We start from the raw sequence: 14275 nt of genomic DNA on the forward strand, positions 1-14275 counted from the left end.
CTTCTCTCTGGACGGACGGACGAACTGGTGGGGCGGGTTGGGGTGGGGTGGCCGTGGAGCGGGGTGGAGTGGGTCGGGGTCAGTGGGGGTGGGGTGGGTCGGGGTCGGGGTCGGTGAACTCGCCCGTGGGGTCGGGCCGCGGGGCCCCTGGACGTGACCGCCGGGCGCGGTCAGCGACGGGCGTCCCGTAGCTGACCGATCCGCTCGCGGTCGCCGCGCAGCTCGCCGCGCAACAGTCGGGTGAGCGGGCCGATCAGACGGTGCGTCAACTCGTCGAGCTGGCCGTCCGTCAGCGCGCGGGGGTCGAAGGCGGTGACGGCGCCGGGGCCACCGCTCCGCGCCGGGGGCGGGCCCGCCGACGCCGATGACCGGTCGGCGGGGGCCGTGGCCGGGGGTGGGGTGGTGCCGTCCACCGTCGTCTGTTCCCGTACTGGAGGGGGGAGCGGCGGGGGCGTGGACGGGGTCGTATGCGTGGGTGAGGGCGAGGGCGAGGGCGTGGGCGTGACGGGGGTCGGGGGGTCGGCTGGTCGCCCAGGGGTGCCGGTGCCTTCTGCGTCGCTTGCCCCGGCGTAAAGCAAGGCGTGGGCGGCGGCCGGTGAGGTGAGCCGTGCCACGGGGAGGCGAGCGGCCGAGGGACGACTCGTGCGGGCCGCTCCTGCCCTGCCGTCCGGGACAGCGCGCGCGACGGGAAACGGCTTCGGGCCGGTCGTGGCCGCAGGGGTGACGGGGCGGCCGGAAGCGGCGGAGGGTCCGGACATACCCGCGTGGCGGGAGGCGGTTGGGACGCGGGAGGCGCCCCCGCTGCGGGAAGCCTCGGGGAGAGGGGAGGCGTCCGCCTCGCGGGGAGTTTTCGTGCTGCGGGAGGCGTAGGTGTGGTGGGCGGTTCCGCTGCTGGGGGGTGTGCTGGTGCTGAGGGACAGCCCTGTGCTGCCGAAGGCACCCGTGCTGTGGGGAGTTTTTGAGTGACGGGAGGTAGTCGCGGTGCGGGAGGCGTCCGCGCCGTGGGAAGTCCCCGTGCTCGGGGACATGTCCGTGCTGCGAGAGGCCTCCGTGCTGCGGGAGGCGTCCGCGGGCAGGGGAATCTTCGTCCTGCCGGCAGCGCCCCTGCTGTGGGGGGTCTTCGAGCGGGGGGAGGTGCTTTCGGTGCGGGAGGCGTCCGCTCCACGGGCAGCGGTGACGCCTCGGAAGGCCTCCGGGCCGCCGGAAGGCTCGGTTTCGCGGCGGTTGCCTCCGGCATGGGAGGCGTCCGTGCCGGAGGAAGTCTTCGTGCTGCGGAAAACCACCGGGCTGCGGGAAGGCTCCGCGTGATGAGCGGTGTTCATGGAATGGGAGGCGTTCGCTTCCTGCGGAGTGCCCGTGCTGCGGGGTGTGTCCGAACCGTGGGAGCTCTCCGTGCTCCGGGGAGGCTGCTTGCTGAGGGAAGACTCCGCGCGATGAGAGGTGGTCGCGGAGGCGTCCGTGCCGTGGAAGGCCTTCGTGCTGAGGGACGGCTCCGTGCTGCGAGGTGTGTCCGAACCGCCAGAGGTCTCCGTACTGCGGGAGATGGTCGCGAAGTGCGACGCGCCTGCGGCGCGGGGAGCCTTCGCGCTTCGCGGAGGCTCCGTACCGCGGGGGGCGTTCGCGGCATGGGGGGCGTCCGTGCCGTGGAAGGCGTTCGTGTTGAGGGACGGCTCCGTGCGTGGTGAGGGCTCTGCGCGATGAGCGGCGTTCGCGGCGTGGGAGGCGTCCGCTCCGTGGGTGGTGGCCGCGCTGCCGGGTGTATTCGAGCTGAGGGGGGTGCTCGCGGCAGGGGGCGCACCCGCGCCGGGGGAGACCTTGGTGCTGCGGAAGATTCCCGCACTGCGAGAAGGCCCCGAGCGACGAGGGGAAGTCCCTGGGCTGTGGGAGGTGCCTGCGTCAGGGGAAGTCCCTGGGCTGTGGGAGGTGCCTGCGTCAGGGGAAGTCCCTGGGCTGTGGGAGGTGCCTGCGTCAGGGGAAGCCCCTGGGCTGTGGGAGGTGCCCGCGTTGCGGGAAGCCCCCGGGCTGTCGGAGGTCCCCGCGTCGCGGGAAGCCCCCAGGCTTCGGGATGTGCCCGCGTCCTGGAGAGCCCCCGCGTCACGGGTGGTGTCCGTGCTGGCGGCAGTCTTGGTGGCAGGGGAGACCCCCGCCACGCGGGCGGGGCTCGCGCCGTGCGAAGGCCTTGAGCTTCCGGTGACGCCCCCGGCAGGGGAAGTTCCCGCGCCGTGGGAGGCGTCCGCGTCGCGGGAGAAGCCCCCGCCTCGGGAAGCAGCCGCTGCGCTGGCCTCGCGTTGTACCGCCTGCCTCTCCGGCACGGAAGCCCCCGCCACTGACGTCGGGGCCCCAGGCACGGTGACGGGGCCGCCGACAGTGGCCCGGGGCGAGGTGGACGCCGCGGGCGTGCCGCCGCTCACGGCAGTCGTCCCGACCCGTGTGTCCCCCCGCCGGCGCGGGACGGAAGCCGAGCGCTGCACCTCGGGGGAGGTGGCCCCGCTCCGGGGCACGGGCATGCCCTTCGTACCGCCCCCGGCGCGGCCCCGCGCAGGGCCGGGCCCGCCGCCCGACCCGCCGACCGAGGGAGCTCCGACGGCTTCGCCGGCGGATACGGCGCGTACGTCCGCCCGACGCTCACCGCTGTCGGCCCGTACCGGCTCCCGTCCCACGGCGGCAGACGCTGCCACCGCTCCGGCCCGCCTGGTGACGGCCTCGGGGCGGCCGGACCTGGCTTCGCCCAGGGGCGTCGAACCGGACGCGTCGGCATGCGCGGCGGTGCCGCGGCTCCGCGGAACGTCCGCGCCTCCGCGGGCCGCTGACACCGCCTCAGCACCGCTCGACCTCTTGCGTCGGTGCCGAAAGCCTCCGAACAGCCCCGTACGGGTGGCCGGGGCCCGCTGCGCGGGCACGCCGGACCCGGCGTCCGCGCCGGCCCCGCCGGTCAGGGGCGCCCCGGAGCCGTGGGCGGGGGCACGCAGCGGCACGGCGGCCGGCGCCGTGCCCCGGGCAGGGGTGGGTGCGGTGGCTCCGGAGAGCGTAGTGATCGGAGGGAGCGCGGAACTGAGCCCGCGTGTCGCCGTACGGGACGCAGGCACGCCGCCCGCGACGGACCGCTCGCGGCCCACGGGCACCGAGGGCAGGGGCTCGTCCGGCGTGCGGGAGGCGTCCGGGCCCTCACGCCGTGATGCCACCGCACGGCGTCCGCCGGCGTGGGACGGCAGGTCGCCGGGCGTCGCGTCCGATACCGGGTGAGGTGTCGGCGCCGCCGCGCTGTGGACCCCCGCCGGCATGACGGGTTCCGGCCCGGGGGAGAGGGGGGAACCGGCAACGTTCCCCGTTCCCGGCAACGTGGTCGTACGCGCCACGTGCTCCCCGGCGGCAGGCGTGACGCCGGTACGTGCCCCTGCGTTCGTGGCAGGGGTGACCGGCCCGGTCTGACGCGTGGCCGGTCCTACGGAAGCAGGGGTGGCCGAAGACGCGGTGGGCGCTGCGCCCTGACGAGGTGCGCCGAGCCCCGCGGCCGGGGTCGCGGCGGGCCCCATGACGGCACTCGCCCTGGGCCGGGTGGCTGACGCCGTGGGGCTCCCCGCGGATGGGGCGGCCGGCGGGTCCGCGACCGGGGCCGCGGTGGAATCGGCGGCCGGGGGGACCGTCGGTCCCCCGCCCGAAGGCATGGTGGCCCCCGCGACCGGAGCCACCCGCGCCCCGGTGGCCGACCCCGGACGCGGCGAAGCCGGACCAGGCCCCGACGAAGGACCCGCACCGGGCCCCAGCCGCGGCGACGCGAGACCGGTCACCTCGCCCGTTGCCCGTCGGGCACGTTGCACCGGTGCGGAAGCGCTGGGGTCGTGCGGCGACCGCCGCGCGGTGACCGGCCGTGGCGCGGTTGCCGGTGGCGTCGGCAGCGGGGCCCCGAGGGGCTGATGGCCGACAGGGGCGCCGAGCCCCTGTCGGCCCGCCGTCCGCCCGCCCCCGGCAGGCGCGGCCTCGGTCGAGGTCCCGGTGGGGGGCGGGGTGGGGATGCCCGGCCCCAGGAGGGCTGGGGCCGGGCGGGCCGGGACCGGACGGGGGGGATTGTCCGGTCCCGGAATCGAGGGCGCCGCCGGAGCGGCGGCGTACGCGGCCGGGGCCGAGTCCACGGGCGGAGGACCGCCCGCCGTGAAGGCGGGCAGAGCGCGCGGAGCCGCCGCGGACGCCTGCCGCGCGGCGGAGGTCAGCGACCGCGCCGCACCCGCCGCGGACCCGTCGGCGGGAACCACCCGTACGCCGGTGGGCACAGCGGTGCGCTGCACGGCCGGGACATGGGCGTCCGGGACATGGGCGTCCGTGGGCACCGCGTCCGCCACGGGCAGCAGCGCCGCAGGCCGTTCGAGGCCCGTGACCGGTCCCGTGGCGCGGCTCGCGACGGCGTGGATCAGCCCGCCGGGAGCCCGGCTGCTCACCGCGTGGGAGAGGGCGCCCGCGAACGACGGGTTCTGCCAGGTGCTCAGGCGGGAGCCGAAGCGGGCATCGGTGACCGCGGTGCCGTGGGCCGCCGCGTCGTCGGTCACGCGCCGCACGGGTGGCGCGTCGAGCCAGGACGGGCCGGGAGCGGTGAAGGCCTCCGCCCCGGCAGTGTCACTGACGGGCGGGGCGGCCACCGCGGCGGGAGCCTGCGCGGTGCCCGCAGCCCCGCGGCGGAGGCGTTGCAGGAAGGACATGGTTCGTTCACCCCTTCGCCGAGGCGCGCGTCACGAGATCGGCGACGTGCTCCTGGTAGCGGCGCCGGTCGGCGTGTTCGAGGTCCAGGATGTCGTCGAGACCCCAGTGGAGGTGGTAGGCGAGGTACGCGATCTCCTCATGGATACGGTCGGTCGCGTACGTCACGATTCCCCCAGGCGGCTCCCGCCGAGTTCGACCTCGAACGGCTCCTCACAGTGCGGACAGGTGACTCCGGCACGGGTGTGCCCCTCGGCGTTGACCTGCCGGTAGAAGTCCTGCAGGAAGGCGAGGTCGGAGGCGAACAGGTTCTCCACCACCCCGTCGTGCACCAGCGGCAGCGTGCCGAGCCGGGTGATCACCCGGCCCAGCAGCACCACCGACAGATACGCGGCGTTCTCCTGGACCCGCACGTCCCGCAGCGGCACGAGTTCGTCGCGGGCCGTGGCCAGCCGCATCGTGCCGTTGCGGTGCACGGCGCCGGACTCGTCCACATATCCGCGGGGCAGTTCGAAGTCGAACTCGGTGCGCAGCGCGCACCCCGGCAGCCCGGGTGCGGGGTCGGCCGCCGGCCGTCGCTCCCCGACCACCGCGGAGGCGGGAACGGGCTCGTGCGCCTCCGGCGCGGCGGACGAGTGAGAAGCCGTTCGCCGCATTACTGGATGACCAGTTCTTCGAAGGTGATGGTCACGGTCTCGGTCAGGGCCGCCGCCTCGCCCGCCTTCACCGTGCTCGCGTCGATCTTGCTGCACCAGGCGTTGCGCATGTTGTACCGCTTGACCGGGTTGTTCTGGTAGTCCATGACGATGATGCTGGCGTTCTTGCGGGCCGTCGCCATCTGCCCGGACACCGACTGGGTGATCCACTCGTCGAACGCCTTGGACTGCGTCATGCCCCTGACCACGGTGCAGTTGCCGGCCTTCTTCACGCCCGGCATCTTCTTCGTGACGGGCTTGCCCTGTGCCGAGACCTGTTGGTATTCGATGACGTCCTGCTCCTGGCTCAGGCCGCTGACCTCCTGGAGGTACTCGACCATGACGCCGTCGATCTGCAGTCCGAAGTTATGTGAGGTGAGAGCGTCACCCGGCTGGAGACTCATGCTGTTGTGCGCGTCCTTCTGCTTGCTGCTCGGTCACTGACGTCGGGCGTCGCCCCTTCCGGGCCCGCCCCTTCCGCGCCCCGGGCGCGTCCGCGCCCACGGGGCGGGGTGCTGCTCACTCCTCCAGTTCGCCGCTGCCGCTGGAGAACTGGGCGAGGCGGAAGACGACGAACTCCGCGGGCTTCACGGGCGCGACACCGATCTCGCACACCACGCGGCCGAGGTCGATCGATTCCGGCGTGTTGGTCTCCTCGTCGCACTTGACGTAGAACGCGTCCTCGGGACGGGAGCCGAACAGGGCGCCGTTGCGCCACTCGTTGACGAGGAACGCCGACACGTTGCGGTGGATACGGGCCCACAGCGCCTCGTCGTTCGGCTCGAAGACCACCCACTGGGTGCCGATCAGGATCGACTCCTCCAGGTAGTTGAAGTACCGGCGGATGTTCAGGTAGCGCCAGGCCGGGTCGGAGGCGAGGGTGCGGGCGCCCCAGACACGGATGCCGCGGCCCGGGAAGGGCCGGATGCAGTTGACGCCGATGGGGTTGAGGAGGTCCTGCTCACCACGGGTGATCTTCATCTCGACGTCGACCGCGCCGCGCACCACCTCGTTGGCGGGCGCCTTGTGCACCCCGCGCTCGAAGTCGTTGCGGGCCCAGACGCCGGCGACGTGACCGCTCGGCGGCACGAGCCGTGCCTGGCCGTTCGCCGGGTCGAAGACCTTGACCCACGGGTAGTACAGGGCGGCGTACTTGGAGTCGTAGCCTGCCGTCTCCTGGCGCCAGACCCGGACGTCGCGGGCGTTGAGGCCCGGCGGCGGGTCGATCAGGGCGACGCGGTCGCCCATCAGCTCGCAGTGCGCGATCAGACCGAGCTGGACGGCCTTGAGCGCCTCGGTGTCGATGGCGCCGCGCTGGTAGGCGGCCATCAGGTCGGGGACGGCGACCATGGAGATCTCGTCGACGGCCTCCAGGCCGCCGAAGCCGGTGCGGTCGGCGGAGTCGCCCAGGTACTCCGCGGGGCCCGGCTGGTCGTCGGCGGCCACGACGGGCGGGGCGACGGGCAGCGCGAGCGTCTGGTTGTCCGGGCGGGCCAGTTGCGCGGCGGGAGCGGACTCCTGCACGGCGATCAGCTTGGAGCGCTCCTTGACCTGGGTGACGACGTAGTTGCGGCTGTTCTTCTTCGGCGACACGTCGAAGGTCTCGGCGACCTTGCCGCCTTCCTTCACGGTCAGCCGGAAGCGGTCGGCGGGGCCCTCGCCCTCGGCGTCGGTCACCTCGACGGTGAGGGGGCCGTCGGCCGGAGTCCGATCGGTGGCCGTGACGGTGAACGTGCCGAGCTGGAGGGGCTGGGCGGCCCGCAGCGCGGGCGCGTCGCCCGCGGCGCCACCGGTCGCGGTCTCGGCGGGCACACCGCCCGGCACACCGCCCACGCGGACGACGTAGGCCGCGCTGCCGCCGTTGTTGAAGAACCCGTACACCGAGTGGGCCAGGTAGTAGCCGTCGGCGAACTCGCCGAAGGCGGCCACGTACTGGGACCAGTTGGTCACCAGCGTCGGCTCGTTGAGAGGCCCGGCCGGCGCGAGTCCGACGAAGGCGGCGACGGAGGTGCCCACCCCCTCGATGGGACGCGAACCGCTGGCCACCTCCTCGACGTAGACGCCGGGCGACAGGTACGACGGCATGTTCTGCTCTCCTCAAGGGGTACGCGAAGTGACTCCTTGAGCCTGCCTGGAGGGTCGGGGCCGGGTAAACGTCCCAGCGTCCCGCAGGTCGGGTAGTCGGCACTGCCCGGACGGGTAACCGTCGTCGAGGTCCCAGAACGCCGGAGGGCGCACACGACGGTCCGTCGTGTGCGCCCTCCGACGCGGTACGGGTCTCTCCGGCGCTCCCGGCATCCCGCGGCGTTCGTACCGGCTCAGCCCCGCTCCCCGGTCCCGGCCGGTCGCTCACCCGGCGCGGTGGCGCGGGCGTTCGCCTCCTCGATGAGGTCGTCCGCCCAGAAGGTGTCGGAGAAGTCGTCGACGAGTGCCTTGATCCGCTCACGCCGCTGCTGGAGCGCGGCTTCGCCGCCGCCCGGATTGAACAGGCCCCCGCGCCGCGCGGTCCTGCCCTCCAGCTCGCGTCCCACCCAGGCGAGGACCCGGCCCACCGTCTCCACGCGCCGGGCCTTGACGCCCTGCGCGATGCCCGCGAGTTCCGGGAAGGTGGCCGCGCCCCCCAGCATCAGGGCGTCGCTCGCCATCGCCATCTCCAGCGGCTTGAACACGTTCTTCTCCAGGGCCTCGCGCTGCGCGGCCGGCCCGGCGCTCTTGCGCGCCTGCTCCAGGAGCCGTCGGTGCCGGTCGAGTTGGGACGTCGCGAAACCGGTGTAGATCCTCGCCGTGTACGCGGCCTCGTGGCCCGGCGTCAGGTGCAGCGGACGGCTCCGTACCGCGGCGATGCGCGCCTTGTTCATGTCGGACAGGTCGACCCTGACCTCCTGGCTGACCACCTCCCAGCCCTCCGGTCCCCTCCACAGCATGTTGGCCGCCTCGAACAGGCTCTTGTCGCCCGGCGTCTCGTACTCCTCGACACCGAACCAGTCGGTGGGGGAGCGGTCCCTGCGGAACTCGCGGGCCGGGCCGCGGTTGGTCGCGGAACTGGGCGACTGGTAGTGCCAGGCGGTGAACCCGCCGTCGTCGGCAGCGCCCTCGACGGCGAAGGCGCAGCCGTTCATCGTGGCGGTGAACACGAACTCCGAGCCGCTGCCCCGCCGCCCGGCGTCCCCCGGGACGCGGGCGTGACCGACCGACTCCTCGGGGTTCGCCGTGCTTCCCGTCAGATAGGGGACGTACGACGAGGCCAGGTACTCCTGGTCGGCCCGGACGGGAGCCAGGCGCGGGTCACCCGCGAGCGGGGCGAGCAGCGGGTCGTCGCCGAACGCCTCGACGTACTTCTCCACGGCCGGCGCGAGCAGGTACGCGGGCATTCCCTCGCGGGTGCGCCGGGCGTCGGGCACGAGGACGAACCAGTGCCGGTTCCAGTCGCCCATGCGGCGGACGAACGCCTCCCTGTTCAGCGGGAGGTCCGGCATGCGGTTCCGCATGCCGAGGGCGAAGTCGAGGGCGAGGGCGGAGTGGGAGAGGAACGTCCGCGGATCGTGCAGCAGGTCGTCCTTGGGGGAGCGCGGGGCCGCCGGCCGGCTGCCGCCCGGGGCCCCGGCGGGCGCACGCCGTTCCAGCATGCGGGAGACGGCCGCGTTCCCCGCCGTGCGTTGCAGGGCCGTCAGTGTGTGCGCGAGGCCCGCACCGGCCGCCGGGGCCCCGGCTCGCTCGGCGGTGGGGCTCGTGACGGGGCGGCCGGCGGGCCCCCCGCCCCGCCGCGCGGCCGGGCGGGTGTCGTCTCGGTGCACGGGGCTTCCCTTCGGTCGTGCTGATCGGGCCTGGTCCGGGGCGTCGCGGCGGCTCACAGGGACCCGGGCCCCGCCATCACCAGGCGGCCCGCCTTGCGGTACTCGCGCCGGGCCCCCTCCAGCAGGTCCGCTTCGGTCACCGGAGAGCCACGGGTGGCCGCCGCGTACGCCGCCGTCACCACCGCGCCGCGGATGGAACCCCCGGCGAGCTCGAACTGGCGGGCGCACGCGGTGGGGTCGATGTCCTCCGCGCACGGCACGTGCCGCAGGCTGTGCCGCCAGAGCGCGAGCCGCTGGTCGGCGTCGGGGAACGGGAAGTCGACGACCACGTCGAGGCGGCGCGTGAACGCGTCGTCGATGTTGGCGCGCAGATTGGTGGTGAGCAGCGCGATGCCGTCGAACGCCTCCAGGCGCTGGAGGAGATAGGCGCTCTCCATGTTGGCGTACTTGTCGTGCGAGTCCTTGACGTCGGAGCGCTTGCCGAAGACCGCGTCGGCCTCGTCGAACAGCAGGACCGAGTCCGTCACGTCGGCCTCGGCGAAGATGCGCTCCAGGTTCTTCTCGGTCTCGCCCACGTACTTGTCCACCACCGACGAGAGCTGCACGACGTACAGGTCGAGGCCGAGTTCGGCGGCCACCACCTCGGCGGAGTGGGTCTTGCCCGTCCCGGAGTCCCCGGCGAACAGGCCGAGCACGCCGCGTCCTCTGCCACCGCCCGCGCTCAGCCGCCACTCGCCGAGCACGCGTTTGCGGAACCGGGCACGGGCGGCGAGTTCGCGCAGCCGCGCGAGCGGTTCCGGTGGCAGGACGAGATCGTCCCAGCCGACCGCGGGCCTGATGCGGCGCGCGTGCCGTTCGAGACCGGAGGCGGCCTGCTGACGGGCGGCCAGCCGCACATGGGAGGCGTCGAGCGTGCCGCCGTCCAGCGCGGCGAGCCGCAGCGCGGCCCGCGCCGCGCGGACCGACTGCGCCGAGCCGAGCCGGTAGGGCGCCAGCGTGGCCCCGAGGTCCAGGTCCGCGGCGAGCGCGGTGTCGCCCAGCTCCGCCCGCCACAGCCGGGTGCCGCCAGTGGCCGGTCCGGGGGCGTCCACGACCAGCGGGTCGGCGTCGCACCAGGCGGGGTCGTAGGGCCGGCCGTCCACGAAGAGCACCGGCACGTCGTCGGCGCTCAGGGCGCGCATCACCGGGCCCGGCACCTCCGGCAGCGGATGGACCACGACGGCGCAGTCGCGCAGCCGCGCCTCCCGCAGCAGGTCGTGCCACGGCTCGGGCCGGACGTCGACCTGGGGGCCCGCCGCGGGGTCCGAGGGGTGCCCGGCCCCGGGCGGCGGCGAGGCGGCGTCCGGCCGGTAGAGCAGGGTCTTCAGACCGGCCTCGGCCAGCGCGGCCGACACCCAGGGCGCCCCGTCCCCCTGCCGGGCCTCGCGTACGTACACCGTCAGCGGCGCCGAGGCCAGGCGGGCGGCGAGCCTGCGGCGCAGGGTGTCGGAGGGGTCGGGTGCGGAGGGCGCGGGCAGCGGGTGAAGGCGGTCCGCCAGCGCGTCGTCGGAGGTGTCGTCGCCGAGCAGATGGGCGACGACCCGGTCGGGCACCCGCAGGGAACGGCTCAGGAACGGGCGCTCGGGCTCCTCCACCCGGAGCAGCCCGAGCGCGCCCAGCGGTGCGCGGGGGCGGAAGCGGCCCCGCGCGGCGGGGTCGGACTCGGGAATCCCGCACAGGTCGAGGGCCAGGCCGACGGTGGCACGGCGTCGGCTCACGTCGTCGTTGAGATAGCCGTACAACGGCTCGAAGCCGCGCTCAAGGTCGGGGGCGAGGGCGATGAGCAGCACCTGCGTGTCGAAGGGGGAGAGGGCGAAGCGCCGTGCCAGCGCGTGCAGCGCGCCGCCGGAGTCCTCGTCCAGGAGTCCGGCCGCGGGCGGTCGCGGAGCGGGTCCGGTGTCCGCGAGGCCGGCGCCTCGGGTGGCGAGCGCGTGCGCGACGGCGTCCTCGGTGAGGAAGAGGCCACGCATCGGGTCGGAGGCCGTGGGGTCCTGCCGGGAGCGCCGTGTCACCAGGTCGGCGACCCGGGCGTGCAGCCGGTCGAGCGGGGCGAGCAGGCCGGTGGGGTCCCGACGGGCCGGGCCGGCGCCGTCGGTCCCGGACGGCACGGTGGAGCGTGCGCTGTTCATGTCCGCCGCCCCGTGCGCACGGGGCGGGCATGGGCGGTGTCCGGCACGGGCGGCCCGGCGGGTGCGCCGGTCGTGTCCCGCACCCGTACGACGGCTCCCTCGGTGACCGGAGGCGCCGCGTCGTACTCGGGAAAGGACGGGAAGGGCACGGTCACCACGAGGTCCACGGACGGCTTGAGCTCGCCCCCGAGAGCGGACCAGATCTCGGCGGCCGACCGCGCCTCGTTCTGCACCCCGGCCACCGAGAGCGGCACCGACAGGCCGAGGGCCGCGAGCCGCTCGGGCAGCCGGTCGGGCGCGAGCACCTCGTGGGGCAGCAGCGTCGCGAGGACGGCGGAGAGCAGGCGGTGTTCGTCCTCCGCCCGCTTCGTCCACGCGGTCACCAGGTAGGACAGCCGGAACCACCGCGGCGGCCTGCGGTGCCTGACGACCGCGCCCCGCGTGTCACGGACCGGGGTGGTTCCCCGTTCGCGCAGGCGCACGTCCTCGCGGATGTCGTAGAGGTAGGCGTCGATCGTCGGGCCGTTGCGCCGCGCGGCCCACTCCCGTGTCGGGGCGTCGAAGAGGACGTCGACCCCGCTGTCGTGGAGGGCACCCCCTCCCAACAGGTTCTTGATGAGCTGGTCCACTTCGTGGATCACGCGGTACTCCTGCGCTGTGTGCGGTCGCCCGGCGCCGTTCCGGGCCGTGGGGCGGCGCCGGGCGACCGGTCGTCTGCCCCGGCACCGCGGTGACCGGCCGTCAGATGTAGCCCTCGCGCACCGCGTGGGCCACCGCGTGGGCGCGGTTGCGCAGGTGCAGCCGGGTGGTGAGTGCGTGCAGATTGTTCTTGATCGTCCTTTCGGAGTAGTTCAGCGCGGCCGCGATCTCCTTGGTGTCGAGGCCTTCGGCCACCAGGCGGACCACCTCGACCTCACGCGGCGTCAACCCGCCCGTCGGGGCGGCGGTGCCGCCCGGGATCGTCCGGGCCAGCGAGCCGATCTGGGTCATCAGCCGGCCGAGCAGCTCGGCCGGCATGTCCCCCTCGCCGCGGGAGGCCGCCGTGACGGCCTCGAACAGCCGGGCGGAGGACACCTCGTGCCGCCACAGCACGACGCTCACGCCGGAGGCGATGATCTCCAGCAGGTCCGACTCCCGCAGCCGGTGGACCACGAGGACCGTCCGGGCGCCGTCCCTGCGCATCAGCCGCCGCAGCCGCATCAGCGTGGTGTCGTCCAGGGTGTCGGCCACGAAGACGGCGACCACGCGGGAGGCGTCGGTCGGCGGGTGGTCGGCCGCGGAGTCGACGAGCTCGATCGCCGGGTGCGGCCCGAGGTGGTGGGTCACTCCCGCGCCGGACAGCGGGTCGGCCGTGTGGATGACGACCGGTATGCGGTGGTCGGCCGGCGACGGCTGTGTGAGGGGTACCGAACTGAGCAAGGCTGACGTCTCCCAAGTGCTGCCCGGAGTGGTTCGTGGAGCCTCGCCGCCCTTCCGGGACAGGATGACGAGCGCGGGCCACCGCCGGACCTCCCGGGTCGCCCCTTCGGGTCCGGGGCACACGGACCCCGCATCGCCATCGTCGGACCGGATGGCCCCCGGCCACCAGATCAGCCACTGCTCAAGAACTGTTCAGCCACTGGCTGGACCGGTGCACCGGAGGGGCCGGCGCCCGTACGCGCTCAGCGGCACTCCTGGAGTCCGGGCACCGGGTGCTGCTCGGCGCTGAGGTCGCTGGAGGCGACGTTGCCCCAGGAACCGTTGTCGAGCTTCGTCCAGTACCAGATGTCGTCACCGTCGCCGTCGTCCTCGTGGTCGCTCCGGGTCTGCTCGCCGTGCCCCCAGCACTCGAACCAGCTGTACTGGGTCTCCAGCTCACCCCGCACGGCCGAGTCGTAGGAGCGCTTCTCGTAGCCGGTGGCGTCGGGCGTGTTGGAGCAGTAGAGGCGGCCGTCGTCCTCGTCGACGGCGCACTCCGCGGCGGTCTCCGCGTCACCGGAGCCACCCCCCTCCTCCGTGGCCGCGGGGGAGTCCGGCTCCGCGGACTCGGCGGGCCCGGAGGCCTCGGATTCCTCCGGGGCGGGCTCCTCGGAGGAGGTGTCCTCGGGCAGGGCGGAGGGAGCCACCGCCACCTGCTTCTCCTGGGCCAGTGTGCGGACCTTGGGGGCGTAGGTGAACCACAGCATCACGAAAGTGATGGCGAGGGCGAGCAGCAACCCGAAGAAGGTGGCGAGCCACCCCGGCAGGAAGCTCTTCTGCACATAGGTGCCGTCCACGTCGAGACGGGGGTCGCCGGACCGAGTGATGCCCAGGGTGTACGGCCGGTCCTCCGCGGTCCCGAACCAGGTGATCTGCCGCGGCTTGAGGACGGTCTTGACGAACGCCGCCCGGCCGGGCTCGATCTGGACGTTGCTCGGCCGGATGTCGTACGAGAGCTGACCGCCGTTGTCCGACCCCGAGACCGAGGCGGTCACCTTGGTGTTGCCCAGGTTGTCGACGGCCAGCCGGGGGCGCCCGCGGAACCGGCCGCGGACGGTGGGCGGGACGAGTTCGGCCCGGATCTCGGTGAACGGCGTGACGGTCACGCTGCCTTCGGGGACGGTCGTCGCCTCGGGGTGTTCGGTGGGCGTGATCTGCACGCCGTAGGGGTGCGGGCCGGCGGCGGCGTCCGGGGTGCGGGGCGGCGCGAAGGTCAGCTCGACCGCTCCCGTGGTGCCCGGGTACAGCCGTAGGGCCGCGGGTTCGACGGTCGTCCACGGCGCGAGCGCGCCGACCGGCCTGAAGCGGTACTCGTCGACGACGTCGCCGGTGTTGCGCAGCCGCAGCCGTACCGTCGCCGTGCTGCCCGGGGCCACGGTGGTCGAGGCGGGTTCGAGGGATGTCCAAAGGCTCACCCGGCGACGCTATGACGGCCGGCGCCCGCCGGTCAGGGTGCCCAGGGGCAGAAGCG

General features: G+C 74.3%; 10 protein-coding genes. All 10 read right to left on the reverse strand.

Annotated elements, in window-relative coordinates; translation table 11 throughout:
* Positions 1–170 precede the first annotated feature (170 nt).
* Complete coding sequence (locus tag DCW30_RS14860; RefSeq protein WP_076683021.1) at positions 171–413, reverse strand: hypothetical protein; 243 nt, start codon at positions 411–413, stop codon at positions 171–173.
* A 4285-nt stretch (positions 414–4698) separates the two neighbouring features.
* The gene (locus DCW30_RS36685; protein ID WP_162933545.1) at positions 4699–4857 is read right to left on the reverse strand and encodes a DUF6760 family protein; all 159 of its coding nucleotides are present in this window, start codon (positions 4855–4857) and stop codon (positions 4699–4701) included.
* Positions 4854–5345, reverse strand: coding sequence for a hypothetical protein (locus DCW30_RS14870; protein WP_076683017.1), 492 nt, complete (start codon positions 5343–5345; stop codon positions 4854–4856). The genes DCW30_RS36685 and DCW30_RS14870 overlap by 4 nt, the downstream gene beginning before the upstream one ends.
* Entirely contained in the window at positions 5345–5788 is a 444-nt protein-coding gene (locus DCW30_RS14875) for a phage tail protein (protein WP_076683015.1), read from the reverse strand. Before DCW30_RS14875 ends, DCW30_RS14870 begins: the two co-directional genes overlap by 1 nt.
* A gap of 115 nt (positions 5789–5903) precedes the next feature.
* Positions 5904–7469: a phage tail sheath family protein gene (locus DCW30_RS14880; RefSeq protein ID WP_076683013.1), complete on the reverse strand. Its 1566-nt coding sequence runs from the start codon at positions 7467–7469 to the stop codon at positions 5904–5906.
* A 233-nt stretch (positions 7470–7702) separates the two neighbouring features.
* Positions 7703–9178 carry a hypothetical protein gene (locus DCW30_RS14885; RefSeq protein WP_076683012.1) on the reverse strand — a complete coding sequence of 492 codons (1476 nt, stop codon included), beginning with the start codon at positions 9176–9178 and terminating at the stop codon, positions 7703–7705.
* 53 nt (positions 9179–9231) lie between these two features.
* On the reverse strand, positions 9232–11346 hold the full coding sequence (locus DCW30_RS14890; protein ID WP_079249891.1) for an ATP-binding protein: 2115 nt from the start codon (positions 11344–11346) through the stop codon (positions 9232–9234).
* Entirely contained in the window at positions 11343–11987 is a 645-nt protein-coding gene (locus DCW30_RS14895) for a Pvc16 family protein (RefSeq protein WP_076683010.1), read from the reverse strand. The genes DCW30_RS14890 and DCW30_RS14895 overlap by 4 nt, the downstream gene beginning before the upstream one ends.
* Positions 11988–12087: 100 nt before the next feature.
* Positions 12088–12765, reverse strand: a complete 678-nt coding sequence (locus DCW30_RS14900; RefSeq protein WP_076683008.1) for a helix-turn-helix transcriptional regulator — start codon at positions 12763–12765, stop codon at positions 12088–12090.
* Positions 12766–13007: 242 nt separating this feature from the next.
* Positions 13008–14219, reverse strand: coding sequence for a COG1470 family protein (locus tag DCW30_RS37465; RefSeq protein WP_237283320.1), 1212 nt, complete (start codon positions 14217–14219; stop codon positions 13008–13010).
* Positions 14220–14275: the final 56 nt, after the last annotated feature.

This window comes from Streptomyces alfalfae (assembly GCF_004127445.1).
Lineage (GTDB): Bacteria > Actinomycetota > Actinomycetes > Streptomycetales > Streptomycetaceae > Streptomyces > Streptomyces alfalfae.

Bases quoted from the DNA above. Each gene is read 5' to 3' on its own strand.
- DCW30_RS14870 (WP_076683017.1), bottom strand. From the start codon at position 5,345: ATGCGGCGAACGGCTTCTCACTCGTCCGCCGCGCCGGAGGCGCACGAG.
- DCW30_RS14875 (WP_076683015.1), bottom strand. From the start codon at position 5,788: ATGAGTCTCCAGCCGGGTGACGCTCTCACCTCACATAACTTCGGACTG.
- DCW30_RS14880 (WP_076683013.1), bottom strand. From the start codon at position 7,469: ATGCCGTCGTACCTGTCGCCCGGCGTCTACGTCGAGGAGGTGGCCAGC.
- DCW30_RS14890 (WP_079249891.1), bottom strand. From the start codon at position 11,346: ATGAACAGCGCACGCTCCACCGTGCCGTCCGGGACCGACGGCGCCGGC.